The organism is Taibaiella koreensis (assembly GCF_003545715.1).
Classification (GTDB): domain Bacteria; phylum Bacteroidota; class Bacteroidia; order Chitinophagales; family Chitinophagaceae; genus Taibaiella; species Taibaiella koreensis.
This window is the reverse complement of sequence record NZ_QVNU01000004.1, coordinates 463,491-490,033: the sequence shown is the minus strand read 5'-3', so window position 1 is coordinate 490,033 and position 26,543 is coordinate 463,491. Positions and strand designations below refer to the sequence as shown.

Sequence of the window (26,543 nt, the reverse complement as noted above, 5' to 3'; positions counted from 1 at the left end):
AATAGTCAACAAAAAAATGCCGGGCTCCCAGCCGGCATTTTTTATTGCCGGCTATAGTGATATTCCCTGCTCTTATAAGGACCTTCCTTTCCCTGGGTGTATTGCTCCAGCAAAAGGTTGTCCTTATCGGTAAAGGTGAGCGCACGCTGATGGCCGGTGGCCTGACTACAGGCCGGCGTTAGCAGGATCGATCTTCCGGCTTCGATCCAGGGACCCTCTACGGTCTCTGTTTGCGGCCCGGCAGAGCTGAGCCAGACCAGAGCGAATTGCCCGCTTCTATCGTCGTATCCCAGGCTGGCCCATTCTTCGAGAGGTCCTCCGGGCGCCACGCCGGTTTGGGACCATTGCAGGAAGTGGTTGCTCAGCGTCATATTGAAGACTGCCGTAAGGGTATATTTTTCCGGTTCTGCGTCCGGGGCGCTCCATTCGTTTACTTCCACAGTCCAGGTGCCCTCATACTTTGACAGGAAGTGATGAGTACTCTCCGGTACTATAGAAGCCGCCGCCTTGAGCGTATTATCCTGGGCCTGCAGGTCAAGGAGCGGAACGAGCAGGAGTATGATGCCGGTCAGTAGTTGTCTCATAGGATAAGGTTGAGCGGAATGTTATGTTACAAATATAGCTGAAGTGATCGCATCTTAATCCAAATTGACGGAAATTGCAGGCTTTATTATTCTGCTATGCCTGATACCGGTTTGCGCTATTTTATGATCCATAAGCCTTATAACATGGTTTCCCAATTTGTGAGTCCCGATAAGGTGCGGCTGCTGGGGGCGCTGGATTTTGATTTTCCCGAAGGGACGCATGCGATAGGCCGGCTGGACGGTCATTCCGAGGGCTTGTTGCTGCTGACCACCGATAAGCGGATCACCAGGCTGTTATTTGAAAGCGAGCAGCCACACCGGCGCAGCTACCTGGTACAGGTGCGCAGGGTAGTGACCCCCGAAAAGCTGGAACAGCTCCGTAACGGTGTGTCCATACGTATTGGCGAAGCGGATTATTATACGGCAAAGCCAAAAGCGGTTACCCTCGCCGCCAAGCCTGAATATTTGCCGGAATTGCAGCCGCATTACCGCGAGGTGCCGCATTCCTGGTTGTTACTCACGCTTACAGAAGGAAAGTTCCACCAGGTGCGGAAGATGGTCGCCGCGATCGGTCATCCCTGCAAAAGACTGATCCGTGTATCGATAGAGGACCTGGAGCTGGGCGAGCTGCTGCCGGGGCAGGTGCGTGAGCTGGATCAGGCAACATTTTTCGGGAAACTAAAGCTTGTTCTGCCGCCGGAAGGGTAAGCGTTGTCAACGCTTCTTTTTGGCGCCACGGGTCTTGGGCTTGCCATACTTGGCCATCATTTTGTCTTTGTGGCTTACTTTCTTATTGCTCTTTTGGTTCTTCGCAGACTTTTCGTGGAAAGCGGGGCCTACATCTTCCTTTTTGGGGATCTTGATCTGTATCTCTTTGTGGAAGACCTGCGGCTGCTCATCTTCTGTGAGCTCGGTGGAGATCGTAAGCTGAGGTGGTAACGGATGTTCCGGTATGGTATACCGCATCAGCTGTTCAATGCTTTCCCGGTAAGGTTTTTCCTTTTCCGTAATAAAAGAGATGGCGATGCCCTTACGGTCGGCGCGTCCTGTACGCCCGATGCGATGGATATAGTTTTCGGGCGTTTCGGGAAGATCAAAATTGATCACATGACTCACCTCAGCAATATCAATACCGCGGGCAACGATATCGGTAGCAATGATCAACCGGAATACGCCTTCTTTAAATGCATTAACAGTATTGAAGCGGTAGTTCTGCTCTTTGTTGGAGTGGATCACACCGATCCCGCCTTCGTATTTGGCCGCCAGCGCTTCGTATAACTGGTCTGCCATCTTTTTAGTTGCTGTAAATACCAATACTTTCGACATGCTTTCCTGCTCCTGCAGCAGCAGATCGAGCAGGTTTACCTTGGTATAGAAGTTAGGCACTTCATAGGCCGATTGCTCAATGTTGGCCAGCGGTGTACCGGCTGGAGCGGCTTCGATGCGTTCAGGTTGGTTAAAGTAGGTATCCAGCAACTGTTCTACGTCTTCTGTAAGCGTAGCAGAGAACATCAGGTTTTGCCTTCGTTCCGGCAGGGTTTCCATAATATTGCGCAGCTGTGGCCTGAAGCCCAGGTTAAGCATTTCATCCACTTCATCGATCACCAGCTTTTTAATGCTTTTCGTATTCAGCGCGCCGTTGAGTATAAGGTCGTAGAGCCGGCCGGGAGTGGCCACCAATATATCGAGGCCGTTCATAATGGCTTCGGCCTGCGGCTTCATGTTCACACCGCCATATACGCCGGCGACCACGAGGCTGCGGTAGGCACTCAGCTTGCGTGCCACTTCGACAACCTGTACCACCAGCTCACGGGTAGGGACCAGCACCAGCATTTGTGGAAAGCGGTCTTTGGAAAACTGTAGTATACGCAGGCAGGGTAGCAGGTAGGCAAGGGTCTTACCCGTACCGGTTTGGGCAATACCGCAAACATCCCTGCCCGACATAACGACGGGAAAGGCGCGCTCCTGTATGGTTGTTGGCGTTGTAAGGCCCATTTCATCGAGCGCTTTCAGCAAAGGGGCAGTCAGGTTCAGATCGGCAAAAGTCATGAGGCAATTCCTTATATAGCGGTGCAAAGATACCATATTCATCCGGCGCAGGCGGCTTAGTCGCGGCTGCCGGCATACAATTCATATTCCAGCAGGCGGCAATCGATAGTGGCATTGTAGAATTCTATTCTTCTTTTGGCTTTCAGACCTATTTTCTTAGCGAGCTCCATATTCCCGGTAAAGACATAGCCGTGATAGCCCTTGCAACGTTGTTTCATGAAGTCGCCGATACGGGCATAGGTCATTTCCAGCTCCTGCTGTGTACCCAGTCGCTCCCCGTATTCCGGGTTCATCATCATCGCGCCTCTGCCTTCGGGTATTTCCGTGTCCGCAAAATCACATATTGCAAAGGTGATCAGGTCTTCTACACCGGCGGCGCGGGCATTTTTCCGTGCATTGCCAATGGCTGCTTCGCTATAGTCGGTGGCTACGATGCGCAAGCCGGGCACCTCTTTGATCTGCTTTTCCAGCGTACCGCGTTCGTCCAGGTAGCGATTCTCGTCATAGCCCGAAAGATGCATGAAAGCGTAGTTTTGCCGGAATAGCCCTGGCCGGGCATCTGTTGCGATGAGCGCCGCTTCAATGGCCAATGTTCCGGAGCCACACATAGGATTGACAAAAGGGCCCACACCATCCCAGGCTGTAGCCATTACCGTAGCCGCTGCCAGGGCCTCCAGCATGGGTGCTCTGCCCGGTATCTTCCGGTAGCCGTGACGGCCCAGGGAATCGCCCGAGGTATCGAGAAAAACTTCCGCCTCATCTTCTTTCCAGAACAGGTGGATCACGGCGCCCCTAAGCTCGGCGCCGGTCTCGGGCCGTACGCCCCTTATCGACCGCAGGCGGTCGACGATCGCGTCCTTCACGCGCAGGTTGGCGTATAAGTTATTGTTGATCGTATCGTGCAATACATTGCTGGTAACGGAAAAATAGCCACCATCAGGTAGCAGGTCTTCCCATCCGATCTCCAGTACATTTTCATAAATGTCGTCGGGATGCCGGGCTTCGAACTGGTCTAAACGGAACAGGACCTGGCTCGCGCAGCGGAGGTTCAGGTTGAGCCGGATACAGTCGTTCAAGGTGCCTTGCAGCCGTACACCGGTCACAAAGCGCTCTTCGATGGAGAAGCCGAGCGCGGTGATCTCCTGCTCAAGGTATACGGCGAGCCGCTTGTGGCAGGTAACGGTAACCGGAGCCGTTATGTTGAATAATGACATAGGCGGCAAAAGTACGGCTTTTGTAAGGCTTTCCCGGACACAAGCGCTTTATAGCATGCAGTGCAAACGGCTTCACCATTTATTGCTAATATTGTGCCCTCAAAAGATCCATCTGCTTTCCATGTTCCCCGTAGCTTGCCATCCCGTATATGTGCATCCCGTGCCGCCGGGACATCGTTTCCCGATGGAGAAATACGAATTGCTGCCGCAGCAGCTGTTGTGGGAGGGGATCATCACCCCGGACGATATATTCGCACCGGAGCCGGCAGCGCTGGAAACCATATATGCTGCCCATCAAAAAGAATATGTCGACCGTTTTGTGAATGGCCTTCTTGACCCCGGGGAAGCCCGACGCATCGGATTTGAACAATCGCCCTTGCTGGTAGAACGGGAGCTGCGCCTGGTACAGGGTACGTTGGAAGGTGCATTGCGTGCGCTGGACAGCGGTATTGCCTTCAACATTGCCGGCGGTACTCATCATGCCGGATACGACTTTGGTGAAGGCTTTTGTATGCTCAACGACCAGGCCGTAGCCGCACAGTTCCTGATCGATAAGGGCTATGTGGCACAGGTATTGATCATAGACCTTGATGTGCATCAGGGCAATGGTACCGCCCATATTTTCAGGGAAGAATCCAGGGTGTTCACTTTTTCTATGCACGGGCAGCACAATTATCCTTTTCATAAAGAAAAGAGCGACCTGGATATCGGTCTGGACGATGGCACGGGCGATGTACCTTACTTGTCTTTGCTGGAGGAGGCATTGCCGGCGTTAATCCGCCGGGTTAATCCGGGCTTTATCTTTTACCAGGCAGGTGTCGACATCCTGGCCAGCGATAAAATGGGGAGAATGGCCTGCACCAAAGACGGTTGTCGCCACAGGGATGAGCTGGTGCTGTCGGCCGCGCATAAGCATGGCATTCCACTGCAATGCAGCATGGGCGGGGGCTATTCGCCCGACATACGGACCATCGTGGAGGCGCACGTACAGACCTATCGCGTAGCGCGGGATATTTATTGAGTTGTAACCCACGAAAAATCCCGGCTAGCCCCTGGATTCATAGGCCAGCCGCAAAAAGCGAATGACTTCTTCATTGATGTCATCCGGGTGCAGCAGCCGCAGATGGTGATTGTATTGTTGTTGGCCGGGAACCTGGGCGATCTTCTGAAAGCAAAGGTTATCGGTGTGTGGTTCTGGAAAAGGAAGCACGACATGCAGGAATTGCTTTCCCAGCTGGGTGATCCAAGCGATAGGGTGTATTCCGTTGCTGATGCCGATCATTGTCTTCGTGGCATGTAGCGTAACCGGTCCCAGGCCCGGAAAGGCTTCCAGAAAATGATCCAGCAATGCCAGGCTGTATGCCGGTTTGCCGGCCAGGAATGCCTGAACTTCCGGATCCCGGTGGGGTAGTAGCTGTGATGTCATAGCATAAATGAATTCCGTCAACAATTTAGGATATTTAGGGTTATGTAGATGCAAATCAAATGGTATCCATTGGGATAAAGCGTGATCAAAAACCGCCTGCATATGTTTGACTATAGCGTTATTACACCAACTGCTGCTCCCGAAAAGGAGTTTTATATCATCCCGCTTTCAGATGAAGACCGTTATGCAGATCCGGGCGGCGCTGCCGGGACTTATGAATATGCCCGTCTGGACCTGATGCTGGAGATCCTCAATGGCTACCAGGCGATGGGACATGGGCGCGATAGCTTTGATACGGAACATTATCATTATAGCCGGCAGGCGCCTAAAGGTATGCTTGCCCGGGCAATACCCAGGCAAGATAACGAGGGTTAAAAGCCACCTTTACCGTTCAGACCGCTATCGCGTTCCGACCGGATGGTTGTGCCGTGTCGCTGGTCGGCAATAGCCGGTCTGTACGATCGGCAGATATGTTTTTTCTCGCGGCGGCGCAGTGTTGCAGCGAGATTATTTCTCACAAAAAGCGCAAAGGCACTAAGATTGTTTTTCTCGCGGCGGCGCAGCGCGAGGCCTTTATCCCTATGAGTTATGCCACCTTTACCGTTCAGAACGCTATCACGTTCCGAACGGATGGTTGTGCCGTGTCGCTGGTCGGCAATAGCCGGTCTGTACGATCGGCAGATATGTTTTTTCTCGCGGCGGCGCAGCGTCGCAGCGAGACTATTTCTCACAAAAGACGTGAAAGCACTGAGATTACTTTTTCTCGCAGCGCCACAGAGTCGTGGCGAGAAAAATATCCTGTGACCGTGGGAAATGCCTCAGCTTTCACCGATGCCGGCTATTTCCACTCCTTGTATTTGCGGATCAGCGTGTTGGTAGAGCTGTCATGCGCCTCCGTATGCGCATCGCCTTCAAGCTCTGGTAAAATAGAATTGGCCATTTGCTTGCCCAGCTCAACACCCCACTGGTCGAAGCTGAAAATATTCCAGATCACGCCCTGCACAAAGATCTTGTGTTCGTAGCAGGCCACAAGCAAGCCTAGGTTAAAGGGATCGATTTCTTTAAGAAGGAACGAATTGGTGGGCCGGTTGCCTTCAAACACTTTATGCGGCAACAACCGGGATAAAGCGGGCTCCGTCATACCGGCGTGTTCCAGCTCTCTACGGGCCTCCTCCGCTGTCTTGCCTTTCATCAACGCTTCCGTTTGCGCAAAAAAGTTGGATAGCAGCATTTCATGATGCTTGCCCAATGGGTTGTGCGTACGCGCCGATGCGATAAAGTCGCAGGGAATAAGGCGGGTGCCCTGGTGGATCAGCTGGTAGAAGGCATGCTGGCCGTTGGTACCGGGTTCTCCCCAAAGCACGGGACCGGTAGTATAGCTTACCCGCTCTCCCAGGCGGGAAATGTATTTGCCGTTGCTTTCCATATCGGCCTGCTGAAAATAGGCCGGGAAGCGGTGCATATATTGGTCGTAAGGTAGCAAGGCATGGGTTTGCGCACCGAAGAAATTGCAGTACCATATACCCAGCAAGGCCTGTATCACGGGAATATTTTCTTTGAGCGGTGTATGCCGGAAATGCTGGTCTGCCGCATGGGCGCCGGCCAGCAGCTGCTCGTAGCGTTCAAAGCCGATGGCCAGGCAAATAGAAAGTCCTATAGCGCTCCATAAAGAATACCGGCCACCTACCCAGTCCCAGAAGACGAACATATTATTGGTATCGATGCCAAAGTCCCGTACACCTTCTTCATTGGTCGAAAGCGCTACGAAATGAAGCGCGATATCCTTTTCTGCTGCGCCTGCGGCCAGGAACCAATCTCTTGCGCTATGGGCATTGGTCATGGTCTCCTGCGTGGTAAAAGTCTTGGAGGCAACCAGGAATAAGGTCGTTTCCGGGTCCAGCGGTTTCAGTGTCTCTACGATATGAGTACTGTCGACATTGGATACGAAATGAAGATTGAGGTGATTGCGATAATACCGTAACGCTTCTGTAACCATTACCGGGCCCAGGTCGGAGCCTCCGATACCTATATTGACCACATCGGTGATGGCCTTGCCTGTATATCCTTTATGACGGCCGCTGATGATCGCTTCGCTGAAACGTTTCATTTGCTGCCGTACCGTTTCTACTTCCGGCATCACATCGTGGCCGTCCAGCAGCACCGTGTCCCCGGCCGGCTGGCGCAAGGCAAAGTGCAGGACAGCCCTGTCCTCCGTTTCATTAATATGCTCGGCTGCAAACATCGCTTCCCTGGCCCTTTCCAGGCCACATTCCTCAGCCAGCTCCAGCAATAGTTGCAGCGTTTCGGTGGTGATCCTATTTTTGGAATAATCAAAATATAGCTCGCCGAGCTGCAGGCTGAATTGTTTAGCACGACCAGGATCTTCTGCAAAAAGATGCTTCATCTCCAAGTGGTTGACCTGTGAAAAATGTTCTTGTAACCGGGCGTACGCCTTGGTATGGGTAAAATTAACTTTAAGAAGTATCATGTTGCTGTCAAAATATTGCTCCTGGACATAAAGAACAGGCATGACGCAAAAAAAGTTGTAAGTTAACAACTGATTGCCAAATGGCTGATAATAACTTAAATTTCATGAAGAAAAAAAACGACGCCTGACCTTGGTATCGCATTTATCTATAATTTTGAATGCTGCGCCAGGGTGGGGCTCTGGCGCTTAATGAACCAATTCTGTAATAACCATATTCCAAAATACCACTATGCAAAAACCAGCACCGGTGCTGGAACCAGATCAGCTCGTCCGGTTCCAGACTCTAGAACGGTATGCTTCATCGTTTGGGAGCGATGCCCGAAGGCTTACCGAGTCCCGTTGGATTTATACGCTTATCAGTATTAAGCAAGGTAAAGGACATTGCTTCGTCGACAATGAATTTGTATCGTTGCAGGCAGGGACTTTATTGCTGATTAATCCTTTTGCTTATCTGCACCTTGAAAATACGGTCTATGTGCAGGGCGTGGTGATCCATTTTACCGAAGAATTCCTTTGCCGTACTCATCTTTATGAGCAGCTGTTGTACAAAACGATCTTTGGTCCCAACCGCAGGACCTGCTTCCAATTGGCCGGCAACGAGATCGGCGGTAATTATATCCAGTCGCAGCTGTCGATGTTCGGATGGGAATACCGATTGGGCGCCGATCCCCTGCTCAAGTTCGATTTCCTGCACAACATACTGCTGGGTGTGATCCTGTATATGCACAAGCTGCAGCTGGAACAGGAAAACGCGACACTGGATATCAAAGAGCCACTGGCCAAGAACCAGGTTGTACAATTCATACAGTTGCTGAACCAGCATTTCAGAGAAGAAAGCTCATTGCAGTTCTATGCCGATAAATTGAACATTACGCAGGATCAGCTGGGACTGATCTGTAAAAAAGGCGTAGGTTGGTCGCCCAAAGCGATCATGCAGGAAAAGCTGCTGCGTGAAGCGAAGCGCGCGCTCCTTTTTGAGCCGATATCGGTAAAGGAGATCAGCTTTGCGCTTGGGTTTACGGAGCCTACTAATTTTGTCAAGTTTTTTCAGCAGCATACGGGCATCTCTCCCAAAAATTTCCGGATCGAAAATTGCATCGGTGGATTGAACCGCCAGGATAGCGTGGCTTGATTTCAAACTTATATATTGCTGTCAGCAGGGCCGCCCCTTCCCGGGGTGGCCCTGCTTTTTGTTTCCGGAATTGACATTTTGATTTCTTTCTTTTATTAAAATGATAACAGACTGTGGCGCTTTTTAACTTTTTTATGTCACCTGAAAACCCTAAATATCAATAAAACGGGTAACTAGCCAATTTGGTGATAAACTTTCCTTTTTTTTACCTTTTTTGAAGGTAAAATGATTACAGCAAGGGTAGAAAACGGATGCATCTTTGCATTATCAAACAACAACAGAAAAACAAAATATTCTACCAAACCAATTTAAATCAAACTATTAAAAATTAAAAAAAAATGAAAAAAATCATCCTGGCTACTACTGTTATCGTTTTAGGAACTACTGCTACTACTTTCGCTCAAGGACCCTCTTCTTCTGCCAACGCTACTTTGAATGTACTGGTAAGCAATGTAAAATCAATCTCTGTTTCCGCCGGTTCTACTGTTAATATCAATCTCGACGACGCTCAGAAATTTACTGCCGCTGCAGGTACTACCGGTGTAGCCGGCGACGTAAAAAGCACTATCGACGTGATCTCCAGTGGCGCCTATAAAGTAAAAGTATCCCTGGCCGGCAATGCTGTTTCCCTGAGGAACACCAACAACAATGCTACCGGTATCACTTCTATTCCTGTAGGTAATATTTACCTGGCTGTATCCAACCCCCGTCAGATTACCGCTGGTTCTACTGCTCCCAATGCTGGTTTCAGCTCTGCAGGGCAAAATCTGATCAACACTGCCAATACCCTGATCGCTACCCCGGCTACTGCTTCCAATGGTAACGCAGGTACTTCCGGCACCAAATACGACGTAACCTACTCCCTGGCCAACTTTGCCGATGTAGCCAGCCTGGCCACCGGTACTTTCACTGCCACTGTAGTGTATACCATTACCGATCTTTAATAAATCATGCGGGCTCATAATTCCTGATGACGCAACATAGGAATCCGGATTCTTACAGGGGGCTATTATCCTGTAAGAATCACCCCTTTCCAATAGTATGCTTTATCTTCATTTGTTTGTAAATGAGCGTGAGCCCTCGATACTATCCCTGGTTTTTATTCACGCGGATACAACGGATTAAACAGAAAAATAATCGGTCATTCACATCTTTTTTTGCGTTTTAATGGTTAGTTTTAAGGTAGGTTAGGGTCTGAAAAGGCTCCAACAGTACCAAACGAACCAATTCCTGCTTAAAAGATGAAAAGATGTTTACTATTTATGGTAAGCTTTGTATTCTTTGCACTGCCCCATTTGATGTTTGCTCAGGTTCAGAATGGCTCCGTACGATTGAATGTGATCCTGTCGCAAGTACAAAGCCTTACCGTCAATGAGGCGCAAAGCCAGGTAGATCTCCATTTTTCAAGCAAAGAGGATTTCAGGAACGGGGTCAATATCAATGAACAGAACCATCTCAACGTATTCAGCTCAGGCCGTTTTGTAGTGAAGGTGAGCGCTCAAAGCGATCTGGTACGACCTGGCGGCCGGCCAATACCTGCCTCAACCATAGCGGTTACCCCCATTGCGACCGGCGGTGTGACCGGGGTACCGGGCATGATCACTGAAAACAGGGTAAGCCTTTCTCCGCAAGTGGCGCGTCCGATCATCAAATCGCCTACCCATGGCACCATAGCAACCTCCTTTGATGTGCTGTACCATGCTTCGGGCGAAGGCTATGCCTTGCTGGATAACGGTACTTACAGCGCCACTGTGGTCTATACGATAGAGGCGGAATAACCTGGTGCGCCTGCCCAACACTGACACTACCATTCATCCATCCATCAAATACAACGTGGCAAGGACTGTTCCTTACTACCGTACCAGACTATGCGTAATCTTTTATTCAAAATAATCCCTGCGGTGCTGCTGCTATGGTTCGCTGCCGTTGATACGTATGCCCAGGCGGGCATTACTGCTTCTCCCACCAGACTTTACTTTAAACCCGGCTCCAGGCAGGAACAAAAGGTCATGGTGACCAACCCCAACAAAGACAAAGCGCTTGAGATAGGTGTGTCGCTCAACGACTGGAACTATGATTCGCTCGGCAACAATATGTCTTATGATGCCGGCACCTTGTCTATTTCCTGTGCCGGTAACGTAAAGGTGCTACCGGGCTCTTACTTCACCCTGGCTCCCGGTGAAAGCAAAGAGCTGAGCATCTCGGTAGGCGGGATCGTCGCCGGTAAAAGCATCCCGGTGCGTACGGCTATGCTATACCTTACGCAGCTCAATCCCGGCGATGGCACGGCTCAGAACGGTGCTGCTATTAAAGTAACGGTACGCATGGGTATCAAGATCTATTATACCGAACTGGCCGACGCAAAGGCTGATATGGAAATTACCAATTTTACCACACGTAAGAATGGTGACAAGATCGAAGCCCTTAAGCTTTATGTCGACAACACGGGTACTGCCTGGCTGAATGGTACCATCCATTATGATCTGCTGAATAAAGAGACCGGTAAAAAATACCAGATACCGGCCCAGGAGTTCTATTCTCTCCCTGGCGACAAGAGACTATTTGAAAATGCGCTGCCGCAGGAAATAGATAAAGGTAGATACACGGCAACGGCTATTGTCAATTTTGGGGCCAACGAGGAGCTGAAGCTGGCGGAGCTTGACTTTAACTATTGATCTTTTCTTTCATGAATGCCTTCCTTTCTTTTCCAACACGGCTGCTGTGCTGCCTGCTGCTTGCGACCGGATTTGCTTTAAGTATCCAGGCGCAAACCATACAAGGTGGCGGGCAAAGCTATCTTACGATCAGCGATACGGCATTGCTAGTACGCGGCATATCCTTTGCCAACAATATGCGGGTGCAGTTTAACGGCGGCAATGCTGTAACGCCCAACTGGAAGCTTACCGTGCAGCCGCTTACAGCTTACTTTGCAGCGCAGCAGACCAGCGCCGGCGATGTAGCACAGTTCGGTCCCGGTCCCAACTGGCCGATACAATATTTCTCCATCAAGTTGAATCCCGGCGCCTCTCAAAACTCCTGGAGCAATGCCAATTCCATAAACGAGATCGGTGCGGTATCTTCTACTATCCCCCTTTCGGCTTCGGAGATCACCCTGGTGGAAAAGTCGAATTATAAAATGGTTGCCAGCGACTATTTTGCGCTGTCTTACGATCTTATCCTGAATGGCAGCCGCCAGTTGCTGACGCTGCATCGCGACGATTATATCGTGGTCATGCGCTTCCGGCTTTATAATGCTTCGGGCAACCTCGTAAGCCAGATGGATTATAACCACCAGATCGGCCTATGGCCGGGTTGGATGCATCTGCCGCAATCGGGTATGCCACAGATCACCAATGGCATCCTGCTCCAGAATGGCGGCAGCAATGTTACACTTAGCTTCGGCCAGGATGCACAGAGCTATGCCGCCGGCGTTGAAAGTAATCTGAACAACAGTCTGCAGGTATCATCAAGCGACGGCAAATACCAGGTAACCGTACAAACGCTATCCAATTATTTTACCCGCTCGGGTACGGCATCGGGTATCCCTGTATCCAAGATACGGCTGACTGCTTCTCCCTACAGCAGCGCTGTGGTCAGCAGCTATACGCCGGTAAGCCTGTCAACTACCGCCCGTACCCTCATCCTTAACAATGGATCGGGATCGGCCGGAGTGGTCAACAATTATAACCTCAATTACAGCACCAAGGCCAATGCCAACCAGGACGCTTTTCTCAATGTGGAGGCCGGTAGCTACGAGACACAGATCACCTTTATCATGAACCCGCTTTAACTGCCTGCATTCCTCTAGTCCATGTTTGTATCCCGTACTTACCAGCTGTTGCTGCTGCCCGTACTGCTTCTGCTCGGCAGTATGGCGGCCTTGCCGGCTTATGGACAAAAGGGAAATGGTGTCGTGCTGCGCCTGGCCGACAGCGTACCGGAAGTACGGAACGAAGAGTTGAAGGATGTTACCATCGCCATCGACAATAGGAGCACACAGCCTTTTAAAGGGATATTGCATCTTTATTGCGGCAAGGGCGCGCGTATCGCTACACGGCAGGATGTGCCCATAATTGTAGAAGCGGGGAAGAGCCTGTTCGTAGCGGCTAAAGTATACATTGGCGCAACGACATTGGCAGGTGACATTCCCTATAGCGCACAGTTGTTCGACGAGCGCCGTACCAAACTGGGGGAAGCAACAGCGCGTCTGCGCCTCACGGGAAGCCGGCTCATGCGGGCTTCGCTTGCGCAAACCGAGCTGCAGTTGCCGACTGCCGGACAAATCCTGCAGGTACCGGTGCTGCTGAGCAACCGCGGCAACAGCGCACAGGAAGTCAATGTTGTGCTGGCCTATCCACCCGAGCTGCACGACGAGACCAATAAGTCGATTAAAGTAATCGTACCGCCATTTCACGATACGACCTTGTATTTTTCGCGTAAAGTAAGCCGGAGTATGGTGAGCCTGGAATACATGGATATTTCCCTCTATGGCGTTTATCCCGGCGGTGATTATTTCAGCATATCTTCAGCCTCGGTGCAAAGTGTGAAGAGCCGGAAAGTCTATGGCAGCAAACGGTTGAACGGTTATAGCGACCGCGGCGCCAATTATGTAACGGTGGGCACTCAGAACACTTTTACAGAGAATGAATCGTATTTCCTGCAGAGCCGCGGCGATTATGCGCTTAGTAAGGGAAATGTGGCCTTCAGCCTTAACCTGTATAAATGGAAAAACCCGGCCATGCCGTTCCTGCTCAACGATACCTGGCTGGGATTTGAATACCAGCGGCTGGGCATTGCGGTGGGAAACATAATCCAGAACGGGGAAATGAGCTATAACGGGCGTGGCGTCGAAGCCTACTATTTTACCGATTCGCTGCGTCGCAATAAGCTCTATGCCGGCTACCTGGACAAATCGTTCAACCTGGTCAGTAACAATGGGGCATCGAGCTTCGGAAGAGCGGCCTGGGCTGGCTATCAACGGGAATACGGCCGGATGCGCAACAATACCATGATCACTTACGATGAAGACAAGTACACCAGTGCCAAAAGTATGCTGCTGGTAAATGATGCGAGCTGGCGGCTGAACGATCTCCTGTTTGCGGCAGCCAAGATTGGCATCGCCAACAGCGCCACTTCGGGCGAAAATAGCGAAAGCAGGCAGTCTTTATCGATAGGCGCCAGTATGAATGGTAACCTGACCAAGAATCTTTCGGTCAGCAGCGACAACCTGTATGCCTCGGGTTACTATCCCGGTACCCGCAGGGGCACTCTTTCGTTCAACGAAAGGTTGAGCCTGCGTCTTGGCAGCATCACCCTGGGTGGCGGGTTTATGTACAATGAGCTGAATCCGCTCTATTTTCAAAACAGCGGTATCGGCTACCGGAACAGCAATAACGGAACTACGGGCGAATTCAACATTGCCCGCGCCTTCGGCAATCTCAACCTATCGCTGGCGGCACAGTATTACCAGGAGCAAGGCAACTGGTACCTGGGGCCCAATCCCATCGAAGGAGAAATGAAGGCAGGCAGGCTCAGCCTGGGCGGGAGCTATGCCGGCATCCGGTCGCGCCAGTACCTCATGTTCCGCTTCGATGCGGGGCAATACCAGCTCAATTTTATGCCGGGGCAACGCTGGCAGTTCCGTGGCAACCTCTCTTATAACTATCGTTTTTTCCGGTTCACCGGCAATATTCAAAAAGGAAGCTTTTACCTGGCCGAAGCCTTCCAGGAACAGAACGGCGGGCATAACGACCTGCGGCTGAACCTGGCCCCTGCGCTCAGCTATACTTTTTTTGACCGGAAGCTAAGGGTGGACGCGGGGCTGACTTATTATAAAGATTTCTACGTCAGCAGTGTGCTCTATTCTGCAGGCATTGACTTCGGGCTAAGCACAACGCGTTTATTTGCCCTGCTGCAATACAATACTTTTGCCTCCTCTTCGTCCTATCGAAACGTACAGTTCGGACTTACTCAATTGCTCCCGCAATCGGGGCGCGAAACGGTCAATCGCAAAGGATCGATCGAGCTGTTTGTCTTCCACGACAACAACGCTAATGGCCTTTATGATGCCGGCGATTCCATTGCGACGGGCTACCTGGCGGCCTTTGATAAAACGCTTCTGGCAACCTCCGGAGCCGGCCGGATCCAATATAACAAGCTGCCCCCCGGCACTTATAAAGTATATTTTCCTACGCAGAAGGGTTGGTATGGCGTAGACCAGCTGATCGCACTTAAGGATAAGGAAGCGGCGCACCTGGATATTCCGCTACGGCAGACCGGAACGCTTTCGGGCAATATTACTTTTGAGTTTGATGAGGTGCTGAGTTATGCCATTTTGAGGGAGCTGGCGGGTCAAACCGTTATCGCGACCAACAACGAAGGAAAGACCTTCGAAACGCGTACCGACGATGCGGGCCATTATATGCTGTATGTACCCACAGGAACTTATACGCTTACGATTGGCAATCTGCCGGCGCAGATCGAAGTATTACCCCTGGGCATTGCCGCCGGCGCCCTGGAAGTAAATCCGGGTCAGATCACCGGTGATGTTGACTTCAGGCTTAAGGTGCGCCAACGAAAGATCGAGGTGAAGAAGTTTGGACAGCAATAACCCCTTTAACCTAACGGCCGGCGGCAGCATCGGCGTAGTTCTTCTTCAGCACGTCCCAGTATTCTTTTCCGTAGCCTACCAGTATTTCCGATCCTGGCTCTATATTCTTCATCGCATCCACATACACCCGGTTGCCTTCTTCGATATATTCCGAATTGTTATTGACCCCTTTGATCTTTTTCATACCCCGGGCGTCGTTGGCGTAGCGCGCCAGCGATTTTTTGCGTTTGGCGGCATCGATCACATGATCATCATTAACGAAGTAAATATAGGCGTTGAGCCCCTCCTGGTGATCGGCATGCTCCCAGTCGGTTACCTTGCCGGTGTATTCGATAATGCGGGCGCCTTTGGGAATAAAAGTATTGGTGAACAATCCCTGCCCGGCGCCGGAAATCGTAGACGGCGCTATGTACAAATGTTTTGCGAAAAATGCCATGGAAAATCAGCCTGAACGGCCGTATTTGAAATGATTAATGCGCTTCTTCCGGTATTTCGGCTACGCGGCCGATCTGGCCGTCAGTGAGCCTTACTTTAATGCCCCTCGAATGGAAAGCAGAGGAGGTCAGAATATCCTTTACCGTGCCGTAGGTGATCTTTCCGTTCCGTTGATCCTTCTTAAGGATGATACCCACTTCCAGTCCCGGGTAGATGTCTTTCCTGTATTGTCCTTCCATTATTGGTTTTGCTGCGGCGACAAAGATAATGCCCGGCCGTTATCTTCCAAAGCGATCGGGTTTATTTTAAACAACAATCCCGCGCTTTTTCTGTTTATCCTATCAAAAGCTAAAACCTGAATTAAGAATATGCCGGTCAATCGTTTGAAAAGAAATACAGAACTGAATGTACCCCTCGCCGAGCGCCTGTTGTCCCTGTTTTCCGGAGGCTTGTTGCTCAGCAAGGCTTTCCGCCCGGGTAAAAGAGTAGGCATCCTGAGCGCCATGGGTGCAGGCTACCTGTTGTATCGTGGCTATACAGGGCATTGTCCCGTTTATAGCTCACTGGAGAAGCCACGCGTCGATAATCCTGTAAAGAACCTGAACATAAGGGCCAGTATGCTTATCAACAGGCCGCGTAAAGAAGTGTACGCTTACTGGCGCAACCTGGAAAACCTGCCGGCCTTTATGACCCATCTGGAAAAGGTGGTCGCCAATGATGAATGGAATTCGCGATGGAAGGTTAAGGTGCCCGGCAATCTGGTAAGCCTGGAATGGGATGCCCGTATTGTAAAGGAAGAGCCGGGAAGCCTGATCGCCTGGGAATCCCTGGCCGACAGCAGCATACAGAACGCCGGAAAGGTTACCTTCAATGATGCCGGTAAAAAGGCTACCGAAGTGCAGGTCGTGATCTCTTATATTGCACCAATGGGTATGGCCGGCAACGTGGTAATGCAACTGTTCAACCGCAAGGTGGAGCAGGCGATTGAGAGAGATATCCTGAACTTCAAGCAACACTTTGAGAATCTTTGAGTAGTATGAGAGGGTATAAAGAGGGGTTAATGACCCCATTTTAACATTAAGCGACCAACCAAAAGCCCTCCAGTCTTGTTTACTCACAAAACAACGCAACATGAACTACAGAAAAGCCATTTCAAGCAGATTAGGAGGTAAAACCTCACATTCTTCAACAGCCGCAGTGGCGCTGGCTTTGGTAGGCGGTATCGCCGTAGGCGCGATCATCAGCCTGCTATTTGCCCCTCAATCCGGCGAAGAAACACGTCACCTTATAGCCGATAAAACCAAAGGACTGGCCGATGGGGTAAAGGATCGGTTCCGTACCGCTAAAGATAAAATGCAGCAACACGCAGAAGATATAAGCGATCACGTGAAAGATAAATACAATTCGGTGAAGAACGGCGCACAATCCTGATCACAGACGTTCTTTAATACAACTGATGTTACAACTGCCCGGATGGCCACGGGCAGTTGTTTTATTTGGGGCTATGCCATCTCATTTTATAACAGAAGTTTATGGATCGAAGCGTAGCCTCATATGTAGTATAAAGGTATTAATACCCTGTTGTTATGAAAAAGATATTGGTTGTGGACGATAATGAAGCTATTCTCGATATGCTGAAGGAGCTGCTGGAGCTAAACGGCTTTTCGGTACAATTGCTATCTGCCGGGAAAGTAGTGCTGGACACCGTTATCAGGGAGCAGCCTGATCTTGTATTGCTGGATGTGCTGCTGGGCCGTGAGAATGGCCTTTCCATTTGCCGGGAGATTAAGGAGAATCCCTGTACCTGCAATATACCCGTAATGATGATGTCGGCACTGGACCGGTCCCTGATCGCAACAGAGCTTGCTCCCGACTTTTTCCTGGCCAAACCTTTTGATATCCGTTCGCTGATCAGTGAGATCAGGGAGCTTGCCGCCTGAAGGAAGTGTGTGCTTACTTAAGAAAGGTCTAAAATTGTGACAAAATCGGGTAGGCGTTATGAATTACTGCAAGGGGATCGTATTTTTACAGACCCAACCAAAATTTAACCGACCATGCATGCCAATTCCACCTACCGTCCCAGGTTTACCGAACGCAGAATGGCTTCGCTGCTGGGCTTATCCGAAGAAGAATTTTCCCGTCTTAGCCATAGCGGCCTGCGCGATCTCACCGATAGCTATGGTGTCGTGTACAAGTACTACATTCAATTTAGCCCCAATAACGATAAGGAGCTCCTGGAGCGGCTTAATCTTAACCGTAGCCAGACGGTCTACTTCACACCGGATCAGCTGAACGGTTAGTTTTTCTTACGCTATCGTGCAAATGCCGAAGCTACCAGCATATAACCTGGGCATCCTTTATGAAAGGCAAAGCTTCGCGTTTTTCGCCGGGCAGCGAACTATAGGATGTCCTTCCTTCCTTCAGTCCGTTATGCAAACAGCAAAAAAATATGTCTTCACTGTATTGTTTAACGGCTCACGGCGTCGCCGAGGCGCTGCGAAAACAATCGGAAAATATGGTTCAATTTTCTTAAGCGGCATATCTTCAGCACTTACTTAGAATTTTTTTTGGCTACTTGGTGGACAAGTATTACCGCATCGCTCCATGAAATCTTCCTCAAAGGTGGCGTTGCGCAGGGCCTGCTTCGGTATCGCTTGAGTTCACATTAGTTTTGGCTGTTCATCCGCCATTTGGCTTGTCGTTTTTCTCCCGCAGCAGAAACATCTCGGCGCCCCCATTAAAATTGTTCTCCATTCACCCCAACATATACCTTTCCTTGGCTGTCTATTTAAATATATAAGACTTTTTTGCGTAGTTGAAAAGAGGGTAATCTTAAATCTAAATTGAAACACCATGAAGAAACTTTTACTCAATGTGGCGGTAATTGCCGGCATGGCTTTAGGCGCCCAGGCGCAGGACGTGCATTTCACCCAGTATTTTACCTCGCCATTGACACTGAACCCGGCACAAACGGGATTGACACAAAATGACTGGCGCGCTTCGGCCAATTTTCGTACACAATGGTATACCGTTTCCGATAAGCCTTATGTGAGTGGCACCATTGCCTTCGATATTCCTACACTGAGGGGAAAGCTGCCTGAGGGAGATGCCTTGGGTATCGGCGTGCTGGGCCTGTACGACAGATCGGGCACGGGCGGCTATCAAAATACTACAGTGGGCTTGTCTGTAGCCTATCACAAGGCCTTCGGCATGGATAAGCAACATACGCTTTCTTTCGGTGTTCAGGGTTACCTGGTGCAGAAGAGCATTCAATTTGATAAGCTTGTGTTCGGCGACCAGATCAACCCTAGTATGCCGGGTGCACCGCTGGCAGCGGTATCAGCTGAGAATTTTGGTAATGCCGACCTTACTTATCCCGATTTTAACGCCGGTATCATGTACTCAGGCCGTGTAGCAGAAAAGGCAACCTTATATGGCGGTTTTGCCTACTATCATTTTACCCGCCCCGAAGAGCGGTTTTTGAACAGCGGCACCTCGCTCAAGATCAATTCCCGGTATTCGGCACACCTTGGCGGCTCTTTTGATATGAACGAGAATACCGTGATGTACCTGAGCGCCATGTACCAGAAGCAAGGGCCGGCGTCGGAGCTCCTGGTAGGCGGCGCCGTTGGCTTTATAATGAATCCCGGTCATAGCGAGTATATACGCAACACTATCTTTTACCTGGGTGGCTGGTATCGCTATGGCGATGCCGTCGCGCCTTATATCGGCTTCGAATGGTCCCGGATGAAGATCGGCTTCAGCTACGACGTAACGCTCTCCAGCGCGCAGAATATGACCAGCGGTCAGGGCGCTTACGAGATCTCCGTGATCTATAATGGTATCATCAATAAAATTACCCGTAAGAAATACAATTTCGCCTGCCCGAAATTCTAACGCTTTTTATTCCGCTTTATCCCGCTGTGTTGCTATAGCACAGCGGGATTTTTTTTATTGGATAACAGCTCCCGGCAGCGATGCAGCGCCCTTTTTTTGCCACAAAGACACAACGGCCCAAAGAAATACAAGGCATGGTGTCTTTGTGCTTCGTGAGCTATAATAATAGAGCGCCCGGAATAATTCTCTTTGTGGGCTGCGTAAGCTGCGATCAGGATGATAGCATGAGTGCTGCCGGATACGGCTTCTTGTCTTGCAGCGGTACAGTGGTGCCGTGTTTCTTTGTATGCTGGCGTTTTACTGTTACGTTGGCCCAAAGCATAAACATACCATGCTGAGGTTTGCGCAGCAACCGAAGCATCTCAGTCGCTTTATTGATCATCTGCCACGGAGCCTATTTCCATGTAAAAGGGTACAGCCCATTTTTTTACAAAGTCGACGGACAATGGCTCTTTATTTTGATGACGGGGCAGATGATCGAAGATAGCGCTGTGCCGCACGGTCGCTCCGGCTGGATGAAGCTTTGCCATTTCATTCAGATCCATTGTCTTTGTAGCTATTGAATATTTTCTGTTCGTTACTATCGTCTTCCGGAGCATAGGTCTTTACTATTGGCTGTATGCCGCTTTGTTCATAAGGGTTCATGCAAAAGCTGGACCAACCGGATGACCAGATCAGGATCATTTCTTTCCAATAGGGTATATCTTCTTTGGCGCCGCGCCTATAGTCTTCTTCCAGGATTGCCTTTACTTCTGTAATGGTTTCGGTGTACCAGGTCTGATCTTCCTCATCAAATACGGGAACATTGATGTCGAGATGTTCTTCCAGCTCTTTGAGCAGGTAGCCTCTCAGGTCCCAGCCATAAACAATAGTATCAGAGCCCCAGATAGATAATACGGGCCTTGTTTGCAGGCGCATGTCGCTTACGATAAACCGATGTCCTTTAATGGGGATTAATAACGGTGCGCTACGGTACCATGCGTCAAATATTTCTTTTTGCGCTGGTTCGTCGGCTGGTCTGGCGCCCCAGGACCGGAGCCACACCTTATTTGGGCCTATTATGTCCTCCCATATGGTGCGGGAAGGCCAATCCAGCGCTTCCCTTATCGCCGCGTCATCTGCCTGCCAATGGTAGAAAAAGGGTCTTTCTTCGATGAGTACCGGAGCGTCATCATCGAAGGTTTCGGTATACTCGATCTTTTCTTTTCTGTCGATTGCATGCAGGATGCTTAAAAACAATCGGTGCTCCGGCGTGAATTTAATGTCAAATTTGATTTCGATCGCATCGATCTCACCATTGCTCAAGCCCTTCCACCTTGCGCCTCTGATCCAGTCGGCGCATTGATGCATTCCAGGGTCGCCTATTGGCGGGTTCCAAAATGCTTCTGTTCTTTCTTTGACCCAATACAAAAAATCGGTAAGGTCTTCAGGTATGGTGATCATTTCAGCAATATAAGCAGAAATAAGTACACTTTCCTTTACCGCTGTCATGAATCATAATGAGGTCTTATACATTTCTTGCAATCATCAAAAAATGACGTGCTGATAAACCGATGGCAGACCGGACTTTCACCCTTCGACTACGCTCAAGGCGACTATCGATATAAGTACTTGGTTACGTCTCACTACTCAGACTTGCGATCAAAATTTTTGCCGGATGAACGGCGCCGAAGCCCGTCAAAAATTTCCACGAAAATTATCGAGTTCTAAATAGTTATCATTAGCGGCTATGCTCAGAAAGGTTCATGTGTTATGCATTTTGGAGACAGGAAATATTTCGCTCTGTACGGTGCTACCACCTGTTCTTATATTGAAACCTGTAATCGTCTGCGTCGAATAGATAGTTTTTTAAAATCAGCTCAAATACATGGTAGCATTCATCCAGCGTGATCAGAAGCAACTCGATATCGGTGTCTTCCGTTACTATAAATGTTTTGGGCGAAAGGATAAAAGGTCCTGTTTCCTTTGCAATATAGCAATCCCCTTCAATTATACCATCCTTTTCCTGGAGGTCGATGCCCAGGGAAATGCCATACTCCTCGCCCTCGTGATCAGGTGGATAAGCCTCAAGTATATAAGATAAAGAATGATCATAATTGGCAATGGAAGCGCCTACACCTATTGTAGTGGTGCCATGCGAATATTTATTGATAAAGCTTTTTATCCTTGTTGCTGCCGTTTCGTTTTTCTCCTTGATCAAAGAGAAGAGATGATCCGGGATAAGTTGATTCATGTGATCGTATTTTAATTGGTACTGCTGCTCATTATAGCATGGGATCGTATATTAATCCGCCATCTTTATCCACTTATTCGTTCTTACTTTGCGCCTCTTTGTGGCAATAAAAGTATACGCTTTGGATAATACAAAATGCTTTATCGTCTCAATGCACCGCTCCGCCGCCTCGCTGCGAGAAAAATAAACGCGCTTCGGACAATACAAAATACTTCGTTCTATCTTCCTGATGTACTCCGCTACGCTGCCCCGTTGCGGGAAAAAACAGTTCGCTTTAAACACCGTTGTGTGAACGCTAAAGATCTGAAAATGCCCAGGCGCTTTGGTAAGCATCGATCTGTTCGGCATAGGAAATCAGGTCGGCATAGAACGGCAGGATCGATAGGGTAGCGCTGTCGCCAATCATTACCAGCTTTTTGCGGGCCCGGGTCATGGCCACATTCATACGTCTTGTGTCGGCAAGGAAGCCGATCGCATTGTCCGTATTGCTGCGGGTCATACTGATATACACAATATCGCGTTCCTGTCCCTGGAAGCTGTCCACCGTATTGACGGAAAGCCTTTCGCCCAGCGATACCAGCGCAGGATAATGCTGCTGCAGCTCCCGCAATTGCTCAATCTGTTGCCGGTAAGGGGCGATCACCGCGATAGATGGAAATTGATCTGCCGGGTAGTAAGCATGCAATTGCTCCACGAGCTGCGACAGGTGCTTGAGGGTAAAGGCCGCCTCTTCCGGATTGGACAGGCTCGTGCCTTCGGCTTTTTCTTCAAAGCCGCAGCCGGCGGTGTCGACAAAGGCCAGGGGCAAAGCATCGCCTTCGAGCAGATGCCCGGCCACCGACGCATGTGCTTTCAGACGGTCGCCATAAAACACCTGGGCCGAATAGCCCATAATGCTGGCGTGCATACGGTACTGTTCTTCCAGCATCGTCACCGCTTCGGGATAGTGCTGCACGCAGCGCTCCATCAGGGTTTCGTTGAGTCCCTGCTTTCCGGCTTCTATCGATTTGATGGTAGGCGGCAGCTGGAAATGATCACCGGCCATCACCAGTTTTTCCGCCTTGAGTATGGGTATCCAGCAGGCAGGCTCCAATGCCTGTCCTGCTTCGTCGATCACGACGGTATGATAGCGCAGGTTGCGGATCGAATAGTGATTGGCGCCTACCAGCGTGGCGGTGATCACCTGTGCCCGGGCAATAAGACTATCGTAGATGTATTGCTCGGTCTGCTCCACTTCTTTCATGATCTTGCGGGCCTCATCGAATAAGGCTTTCCGCTGCTCCCGCTCGGCCTTTCCGAATTGCCGCTTGTATTTATGCGCCATATCGCGAAAGGCATTGGCTTGCTTCTTTAGCTTTTTAATGTCTTTCATGCGGCTGTCTTCGGCGGCCTGGCTATCGAGCGTAAGGCTGAGCAGGCGAGGCGAAATGCGGGCGGGATTACCGGCACGCAGCACTTTCAGCCCTTCATCGGCCAGCTTTTCGCTCAGCAGGTCTACGGCAGCATTGCTGGGCGCCACGACCAGGATCTGCTTTTGATCCCGGGCATGCAGCGCTTTGATCGCCTGTACGAGTGTGGTAGTCTTGCCCGTACCTGGGGGGCCGTGAACGATGGCCAGGTCCTGCGCCGATAGGATTTTCTGCAAGGCTTCCTGCTGAGACGGATTCAGGCGCTGATTAGGTGCTACGGCCAGGTCTTCTGACCAGGCCGGCGCTTTCTGGCCCGTGAGCACCTGTACCAGTTTACCTTCTTTGGGGTTGCCGGCCAGGGCTTCCGCCTGCTTTAGCGCCTGCTCCATCTCCTCGTAGCTGTTGTCGTCGAAGAGCAGATCAATACCCAGTTTGCCGTTACGGCTCCAATCGGGGAGCTCGTCGGTACGCAAGGCTATTTTGAGGCGGTTGCCATTGAGAAAGGTGATGGTGCCCTCTTCCCGGTCCCGTTGCGGGTCATGGTTGGAAAACAATACTACGGGCATACCGCTGCGCAGCTGGTGGCTGATATCGGTATGGGTGGTCCGTTCTACTTCTACGGTAAGGTAATCGCCGCGACCCAGCTCGGTATCGCGTATGGCTATCGGGTACCAGGTAATGCCGTTATTACGCCGCTCAGCAGCAGAAGCGGTGGCCGTGAGCTTCAGGTAAGCCTGCCGGTCTTCATCCTGTTCCAGCTGCAGCAAGGCGCGAAGCCTTTTGAAATAATCCATACGCAAAGGTAACCGGCAATTCTGTAACTTGCAGTATGTCGAAAAGTGGTTATGCAGATATGCCGCTGCATTACGGGAAGGTGCCGCAATGGCTGGCCGTGAGGATGAGCCGTTTGGGCGGTGCGATATCGGAGGCGATCGTGATGGAGTATGGGCGAAGTGCCTTGTTGAGCCGATTAAGCGATCCCTTCTGGTTCCAGTCGCTGGGTTGTGTGCTGGGTATGGATTGGCATTCTTCGGGCATCACCACTTCAGTAATGGGCGCGCTGAAAGGTGCGCTCAATAAGCGTTCTGCCGAGCTGGGCATTTATATTTGCGGCGGACGGGGCAAATACTCTCTGCAAACGCCTACCGAACTGGCGGCCATCGGAGAGCGTACCGGCCTCGATGCCCACAAGCTGGTACAGGCCAGCAAGCTCTCGGCCAAAGTCGACAATACGGCCATCCAGGATGGTTTTCAGCTCTACTTGCATTCCTTTATCCTTACGGGCGATGGCGAATGGGCCGTGGTACAGCAAGGTATGAATACCGGCAACCGCCTGGCCAGGCGTTATCACTGGCATTCACCTTCAGTGCAATCTTTTACGGAAGCGCCGCATCAGGGCATCTATGGTATCAATCAAGGCACAATTCTTAATCTTACAGATATTGAAGCCACACAGGCAAAGACGGCGATCGTAGGGCTAACGCAGGAAACACCGGATAAGGTGGTCGAAGAGATCAGGCGCCTGGTCATGCCGGCACATCATGATGTCCGTGGGAAAGACGTGGACATGAAGCGGCTGGGTACCGTATTAGCATTGGCTCATGAGCAAGGTGTGCAGGATTTTGAATCGCTGCTGCTGCTTCAAGGTGTCGGCCCGCGCACACTGCAATCGCTGGCCCTGGTAAGTGAAGTGATCCATGGTGCGCCCGTCCGTTTTCGCGATCCGGCGCGGTTCTCCTTTGCCCACGGTGGTAAGGATGGCCATCCCTTTCCTGTTCCCGAAAAGGTATACGACGAGACGATCACCTTGCTGGAGACCGGCATTCGCAAGGCGAAAATCGGTGAGCCGGAACGGCAGGAAGCGCTGAAAAGCCTGAGTAAGACAGCCGCCGCGCTGGAACAGCAATTCGAGCCTAACGACCGTTTTGACGATTGGGTTGCGGAGGAACGCCGGCAAAGCTGGCTATATGGTGGCCGCACTGTGCAAGGCAGGGCCAAGTCGCCTGATAGCAGGGCGCAGCAGCTGGAACTGTTCTGATCAGAGATACCAATGCACCGATCCGCGTAGTTGTAGCATGCCTTTCTCACCCGGTGTCGCAGGCTTCCCCGAAAATACCTGTACCTGTTGGCCCATTGCTTCCACCGTGATCTCATACCAGCTGCCTTTGAACCGCGATTGCACTACCGTAGCCGGCACTCCTTTGGCCTTGCCTCCGGACAGTTGCAACTGTTCGGGCCGTAGAAAAAGTAGTTTGCCCTTTGGTACCGGCGCCACGGATAAAGCCCCCGCTAATGCTTCTTGCAGTAGGTTATAAGAGCCAAGCAGGGCGGCCGTGTATCTTTCTTCCGGCTTGCTGTATACCACCTCCGGCGTTCCCTGCTGTACGATCCTTCCCTCTTTCATGATGATCAATTCATCGGCCCAGGGCAAGAGATCGGCGGGATCGTGCGAGGCGACAATATAGCTTAGCCCCTTTTCCCGGCCGAGTTCCTGCAGCACTTCTTTGAGTATCCCTTTATGGATGAGGTCAAGATTGGAAAACGGCTCATCCAGCAGCAGCAATCGTGGGCCTGTAAGCAGCAGCCTGGCCAGGGCAATGCGCTGCTGTTCGCCGCCCGATAGCTCGCTGGTCTTTCTCTTGAGCAGGTGGCTTACCCGGCAAAGGTCCAGCAGGTGCTCCGCTTCGCCGGGTGGCAGGTTATCGGCATAAGCCAGCAGCTCTTCCATACGGTAATGGTTGCGCAGCTCGTAATGCTGGGAAAGATAGGCAATGCCCGGCTGGCCGGGTATCAGCCGGTACAGCGGACCTTTTATTTTTACGCCTTCAAAGAAAGCAATGCCCTCGTCCGGCTCTTCCAGGCCGCCGATGATCTGCAGCAAGGTGCTTTTGCCCGAGCCTGTAGCGCCGGCAATACCAATAACTTGTCTGGGTTGTTGGGTAAAACGGATATCATGTAAACTGAAGGTGCCGGCTATGGTCTTGCCAATGCCATCTACCTGCAAGAGGGGTCTCATATGGGTATAAGAAAAGAAGGCAAGATAGCAAAAGCCGGGAAGCTGTCCAA

The 26,543-nt window shown here is 50.8% G+C and carries 27 protein-coding genes; 15 read left to right on the top strand and 12 right to left on the bottom strand.

Going from position 1 to position 26,543, the window contains the following annotated elements:
- Nucleotides 1–41: 41 nt before the first annotated feature.
- Nucleotides 42–584 carry a DUF1579 family protein gene (locus tag DZK30_RS15845; RefSeq protein WP_118975109.1) on the bottom strand — a complete coding sequence of 181 codons (543 nt, stop codon included), beginning with the start codon at nucleotides 582–584 and terminating at the stop codon, nucleotides 42–44.
- A gap of 96 nt (nucleotides 585–680) precedes the next feature.
- On the opposite strand from DZK30_RS15845, the gene DZK30_RS15840 reads away from it, so the two are divergent.
- Complete coding sequence (locus DZK30_RS15840; RefSeq protein ID WP_118975108.1) at nucleotides 681–1,292, top strand: pseudouridine synthase; 612 nt, start codon at nucleotides 681–683, stop codon at nucleotides 1,290–1,292.
- Between the two features lie 6 nt (nucleotides 1,293–1,298).
- Here DZK30_RS15840 and DZK30_RS15835 read toward each other — a convergent pair whose 3' ends face one another.
- Nucleotides 1,299–2,675, bottom strand: coding sequence for a DEAD/DEAH box helicase (locus DZK30_RS15835; RefSeq protein WP_240432939.1), 1,377 nt, complete (start codon nucleotides 2,673–2,675; stop codon nucleotides 1,299–1,301).
- Between the two features lie 14 nt (nucleotides 2,676–2,689).
- The gene (locus DZK30_RS15830; protein WP_118975106.1) at nucleotides 2,690–3,847 is read right to left on the bottom strand and encodes a THUMP domain-containing class I SAM-dependent RNA methyltransferase; all 1,158 of its coding nucleotides are present in this window, start codon (nucleotides 3,845–3,847) and stop codon (nucleotides 2,690–2,692) included.
- Between the two features lie 121 nt (nucleotides 3,848–3,968).
- On the opposite strand from DZK30_RS15830, the gene DZK30_RS15825 reads away from it, so the two are divergent.
- Nucleotides 3,969–4,868: a histone deacetylase family protein gene (locus DZK30_RS15825; RefSeq protein ID WP_118975105.1), complete on the top strand. Its 900-nt coding sequence runs from the start codon at nucleotides 3,969–3,971 to the stop codon at nucleotides 4,866–4,868.
- Between the two features lie 24 nt (nucleotides 4,869–4,892).
- On the opposite strand, the gene DZK30_RS15820 is transcribed toward DZK30_RS15825, so the two are convergent.
- Nucleotides 4,893–5,273 carry a DUF5655 domain-containing protein gene (locus DZK30_RS15820; RefSeq protein WP_118975264.1) on the bottom strand — a complete coding sequence of 127 codons (381 nt, stop codon included), beginning with the start codon at nucleotides 5,271–5,273 and terminating at the stop codon, nucleotides 4,893–4,895.
- Nucleotides 5,274–5,375: 102 nt separating this feature from the next.
- Here DZK30_RS15820 and DZK30_RS15815 point away from each other — a divergent pair, with 102 nt between their 5' ends.
- On the top strand, nucleotides 5,376–5,648 hold the full coding sequence (locus DZK30_RS15815; RefSeq protein ID WP_162903141.1) for a hypothetical protein: 273 nt from the start codon (nucleotides 5,376–5,378) through the stop codon (nucleotides 5,646–5,648).
- Here DZK30_RS15815 and DZK30_RS25895 read toward each other — a convergent pair.
- Together DZK30_RS25895 and pgi are read right to left on the bottom strand one after the other, a co-directional pair.
- Nucleotides 5,645–6,004, bottom strand: coding sequence for a hypothetical protein (locus DZK30_RS25895; protein WP_162903140.1), 360 nt, complete (start codon nucleotides 6,002–6,004; stop codon nucleotides 5,645–5,647). The genes DZK30_RS15815 and DZK30_RS25895 overlap by 4 nt on opposite strands.
- A 107-nt stretch (nucleotides 6,005–6,111) precedes the next feature.
- Nucleotides 6,112–7,761 carry a glucose-6-phosphate isomerase gene (gene pgi / locus DZK30_RS15810; RefSeq protein ID WP_205529465.1) on the bottom strand — a complete coding sequence of 550 codons (1,650 nt, stop codon included), beginning with the start codon at nucleotides 7,759–7,761 and terminating at the stop codon, nucleotides 6,112–6,114.
- Nucleotides 7,762–7,990: 229 nt separating this feature from the next.
- Between pgi and DZK30_RS15805 the strand changes: the two genes are divergently transcribed.
- The 6 genes from DZK30_RS15805 (at nucleotide 7,991) to DZK30_RS15780 (ending at nucleotide 15,503) form a co-directional block, all read left to right on the top strand.
- Nucleotides 7,991–8,893, top strand: coding sequence for an AraC family transcriptional regulator (locus DZK30_RS15805; protein ID WP_118975103.1), 903 nt, complete (start codon nucleotides 7,991–7,993; stop codon nucleotides 8,891–8,893).
- Between the two features lie 338 nt (nucleotides 8,894–9,231).
- Nucleotides 9,232–9,837, top strand: coding sequence for a hypothetical protein (locus DZK30_RS15800; RefSeq protein WP_118975102.1), 606 nt, complete (start codon nucleotides 9,232–9,234; stop codon nucleotides 9,835–9,837).
- A gap of 297 nt (nucleotides 9,838–10,134) precedes the next feature.
- Nucleotides 10,135–10,671, top strand: coding sequence for a hypothetical protein (locus DZK30_RS15795; protein ID WP_162903139.1), 537 nt, complete (start codon nucleotides 10,135–10,137; stop codon nucleotides 10,669–10,671).
- A gap of 90 nt (nucleotides 10,672–10,761) precedes the next feature.
- The gene (locus DZK30_RS15790; RefSeq protein ID WP_118975100.1) at nucleotides 10,762–11,568 is read left to right on the top strand and encodes a fimbrial biogenesis chaperone; all 807 of its coding nucleotides are present in this window, start codon (nucleotides 10,762–10,764) and stop codon (nucleotides 11,566–11,568) included.
- Between the two features lie 11 nt (nucleotides 11,569–11,579).
- The gene (locus DZK30_RS15785) at nucleotides 11,580–12,683 is read left to right on the top strand and encodes a hypothetical protein (protein ID WP_118975099.1); all 1,104 of its coding nucleotides are present in this window, start codon (nucleotides 11,580–11,582) and stop codon (nucleotides 12,681–12,683) included.
- 21 nt (nucleotides 12,684–12,704) lie between these two features.
- A complete protein-coding gene (locus tag DZK30_RS15780; RefSeq protein ID WP_118975098.1) occupies nucleotides 12,705–15,503 on the top strand; it encodes a hypothetical protein in 2,799 nt (932 codons plus the stop codon).
- A 10-nt stretch (nucleotides 15,504–15,513) separates the two neighbouring features.
- Here the strand turns inward: DZK30_RS15780 and DZK30_RS15775 are convergent, their stop codons facing one another.
- A complete protein-coding gene (locus DZK30_RS15775; RefSeq protein WP_118975097.1) occupies nucleotides 15,514–15,939 on the bottom strand; it encodes an SET domain-containing protein in 426 nt (141 codons plus the stop codon).
- 34 nt (nucleotides 15,940–15,973) lie between these two features.
- On the bottom strand, nucleotides 15,974–16,177 hold the full coding sequence (locus tag DZK30_RS15770) for a YwbE family protein (protein ID WP_118975096.1): 204 nt from the start codon (nucleotides 16,175–16,177) through the stop codon (nucleotides 15,974–15,976).
- A 144-nt stretch (nucleotides 16,178–16,321) separates the two neighbouring features.
- On the opposite strand from DZK30_RS15770, the gene DZK30_RS15765 reads away from it, so the two are divergent.
- From DZK30_RS15765 to DZK30_RS15745, 5 genes are all read left to right on the top strand, one after another.
- Nucleotides 16,322–16,969 (top strand): SRPBCC family protein, encoded by a 648-nt coding sequence (locus tag DZK30_RS15765; protein ID WP_162903138.1) that lies wholly within the window; start codon nucleotides 16,322–16,324, stop codon nucleotides 16,967–16,969.
- Nucleotides 16,970–17,069: 100 nt separating this feature from the next.
- Nucleotides 17,070–17,369, top strand: coding sequence for a YtxH domain-containing protein (locus DZK30_RS15760; RefSeq protein ID WP_118975094.1), 300 nt, complete (start codon nucleotides 17,070–17,072; stop codon nucleotides 17,367–17,369).
- Nucleotides 17,370–17,524: 155 nt separating this feature from the next.
- A complete protein-coding gene (locus DZK30_RS15755) occupies nucleotides 17,525–17,878 on the top strand; it encodes a response regulator transcription factor (protein WP_118975093.1) in 354 nt (117 codons plus the stop codon).
- 114 nt (nucleotides 17,879–17,992) lie between these two features.
- On the top strand, nucleotides 17,993–18,238 hold the full coding sequence (locus tag DZK30_RS15750) for a hypothetical protein (protein WP_118975092.1): 246 nt from the start codon (nucleotides 17,993–17,995) through the stop codon (nucleotides 18,236–18,238).
- Between the two features lie 553 nt (nucleotides 18,239–18,791).
- Nucleotides 18,792–19,835 carry a PorP/SprF family type IX secretion system membrane protein gene (locus DZK30_RS15745; RefSeq protein WP_118975091.1) on the top strand — a complete coding sequence of 348 codons (1,044 nt, stop codon included), beginning with the start codon at nucleotides 18,792–18,794 and terminating at the stop codon, nucleotides 19,833–19,835.
- Between the two features lie 531 nt (nucleotides 19,836–20,366).
- On the opposite strand, the gene DZK30_RS15740 is transcribed toward DZK30_RS15745, so the two are convergent.
- From DZK30_RS15740 to DZK30_RS15725, 3 genes are all read right to left on the bottom strand, one after another.
- Nucleotides 20,367–21,326, bottom strand: a complete 960-nt coding sequence (locus DZK30_RS15740; protein WP_118975090.1) for a hypothetical protein — start codon at nucleotides 21,324–21,326, stop codon at nucleotides 20,367–20,369.
- 301 nt (nucleotides 21,327–21,627) lie between these two features.
- Nucleotides 21,628–22,068, bottom strand: coding sequence for a hypothetical protein (locus DZK30_RS15735; RefSeq protein ID WP_162903137.1), 441 nt, complete (start codon nucleotides 22,066–22,068; stop codon nucleotides 21,628–21,630).
- A gap of 295 nt (nucleotides 22,069–22,363) precedes the next feature.
- Complete coding sequence (locus tag DZK30_RS15725) at nucleotides 22,364–24,271, bottom strand: AAA domain-containing protein (protein WP_118975087.1); 1,908 nt, start codon at nucleotides 24,269–24,271, stop codon at nucleotides 22,364–22,366.
- A 35-nt stretch (nucleotides 24,272–24,306) separates the two neighbouring features.
- On the opposite strand from DZK30_RS15725, the gene DZK30_RS15720 reads away from it, so the two are divergent.
- Nucleotides 24,307–25,515, top strand: coding sequence for a DUF763 domain-containing protein (locus DZK30_RS15720; protein ID WP_118975086.1), 1,209 nt, complete (start codon nucleotides 24,307–24,309; stop codon nucleotides 25,513–25,515).
- On the opposite strand, the gene DZK30_RS15715 is transcribed toward DZK30_RS15720, so the two are convergent.
- Nucleotides 25,516–26,493 carry an ABC transporter ATP-binding protein gene (locus tag DZK30_RS15715; RefSeq protein WP_118975085.1) on the bottom strand — a complete coding sequence of 326 codons (978 nt, stop codon included), beginning with the start codon at nucleotides 26,491–26,493 and terminating at the stop codon, nucleotides 25,516–25,518.
- Nucleotides 26,494–26,543: the final 50 nt, after the last annotated feature.

Excerpts from the sequence above, each read along its gene's own strand:
- pgi (WP_205529465.1), bottom strand. The coding sequence starts at position 7,761 with ATGATACTTCTTAAAGTTAATTTTACCCATACCAAGGCGTACGCCCGG.
- DZK30_RS15835 (WP_240432939.1), bottom strand. The coding sequence starts at position 2,675 with ATGAATATGGTATCTTTGCACCGCTATATAAGGAATTGCCTCATGACT.
- DZK30_RS15825 (WP_118975105.1), top strand. The coding sequence starts at position 3,969 with ATGTTCCCCGTAGCTTGCCATCCCGTATATGTGCATCCCGTGCCGCCG.
- DZK30_RS15740 (WP_118975090.1), bottom strand. The coding sequence starts at position 21,326 with ATGACAGCGGTAAAGGAAAGTGTACTTATTTCTGCTTATATTGCTGAA.
- DZK30_RS15805 (WP_118975103.1), top strand. The coding sequence starts at position 7,991 with ATGCAAAAACCAGCACCGGTGCTGGAACCAGATCAGCTCGTCCGGTTC.
- DZK30_RS15845 (WP_118975109.1), bottom strand. The coding sequence starts at position 584 with ATGAGACAACTACTGACCGGCATCATACTCCTGCTCGTTCCGCTCCTT.
- DZK30_RS15830 (WP_118975106.1), bottom strand. The coding sequence starts at position 3,847 with ATGTCATTATTCAACATAACGGCTCCGGTTACCGTTACCTGCCACAAG.
- DZK30_RS15770 (WP_118975096.1), bottom strand. The coding sequence starts at position 16,177 with ATGGAAGGACAATACAGGAAAGACATCTACCCGGGACTGGAAGTGGGT.
- DZK30_RS15745 (WP_118975091.1), top strand. The coding sequence starts at position 18,792 with ATGAAGAAACTTTTACTCAATGTGGCGGTAATTGCCGGCATGGCTTTA.
- DZK30_RS15755 (WP_118975093.1), top strand. The coding sequence starts at position 17,525 with ATGAAAAAGATATTGGTTGTGGACGATAATGAAGCTATTCTCGATATG.
- DZK30_RS15780 (WP_118975098.1), top strand. The coding sequence starts at position 12,705 with ATGTTTGTATCCCGTACTTACCAGCTGTTGCTGCTGCCCGTACTGCTT.
- DZK30_RS15735 (WP_162903137.1), bottom strand. The coding sequence starts at position 22,068 with ATGAATCAACTTATCCCGGATCATCTCTTCTCTTTGATCAAGGAGAAA.
- DZK30_RS15760 (WP_118975094.1), top strand. The coding sequence starts at position 17,070 with ATGAACTACAGAAAAGCCATTTCAAGCAGATTAGGAGGTAAAACCTCA.
- DZK30_RS15725 (WP_118975087.1), bottom strand. The coding sequence starts at position 24,271 with ATGGATTATTTCAAAAGGCTTCGCGCCTTGCTGCAGCTGGAACAGGAT.
- DZK30_RS15840 (WP_118975108.1), top strand. The coding sequence starts at position 681 with ATGCCTGATACCGGTTTGCGCTATTTTATGATCCATAAGCCTTATAAC.
- DZK30_RS15820 (WP_118975264.1), bottom strand. The coding sequence starts at position 5,273 with ATGACATCACAGCTACTACCCCACCGGGATCCGGAAGTTCAGGCATTC.
- DZK30_RS15775 (WP_118975097.1), bottom strand. The coding sequence starts at position 15,939 with ATGGCATTTTTCGCAAAACATTTGTACATAGCGCCGTCTACGATTTCC.
- DZK30_RS15720 (WP_118975086.1), top strand. The coding sequence starts at position 24,307 with ATGTCGAAAAGTGGTTATGCAGATATGCCGCTGCATTACGGGAAGGTG.
- DZK30_RS15790 (WP_118975100.1), top strand. The coding sequence starts at position 10,762 with ATGCGTAATCTTTTATTCAAAATAATCCCTGCGGTGCTGCTGCTATGG.
- DZK30_RS15715 (WP_118975085.1), bottom strand. The coding sequence starts at position 26,493 with ATGAGACCCCTCTTGCAGGTAGATGGCATTGGCAAGACCATAGCCGGC.
- DZK30_RS15795 (WP_162903139.1), top strand. The coding sequence starts at position 10,135 with ATGAAAAGATGTTTACTATTTATGGTAAGCTTTGTATTCTTTGCACTG.
- DZK30_RS15800 (WP_118975102.1), top strand. The coding sequence starts at position 9,232 with ATGAAAAAAATCATCCTGGCTACTACTGTTATCGTTTTAGGAACTACT.
- DZK30_RS15785 (WP_118975099.1), top strand. The coding sequence starts at position 11,580 with ATGAATGCCTTCCTTTCTTTTCCAACACGGCTGCTGTGCTGCCTGCTG.
- DZK30_RS15750 (WP_118975092.1), top strand. The coding sequence starts at position 17,993 with ATGCATGCCAATTCCACCTACCGTCCCAGGTTTACCGAACGCAGAATG.
- DZK30_RS15815 (WP_162903141.1), top strand. The coding sequence starts at position 5,376 with ATGTTTGACTATAGCGTTATTACACCAACTGCTGCTCCCGAAAAGGAG.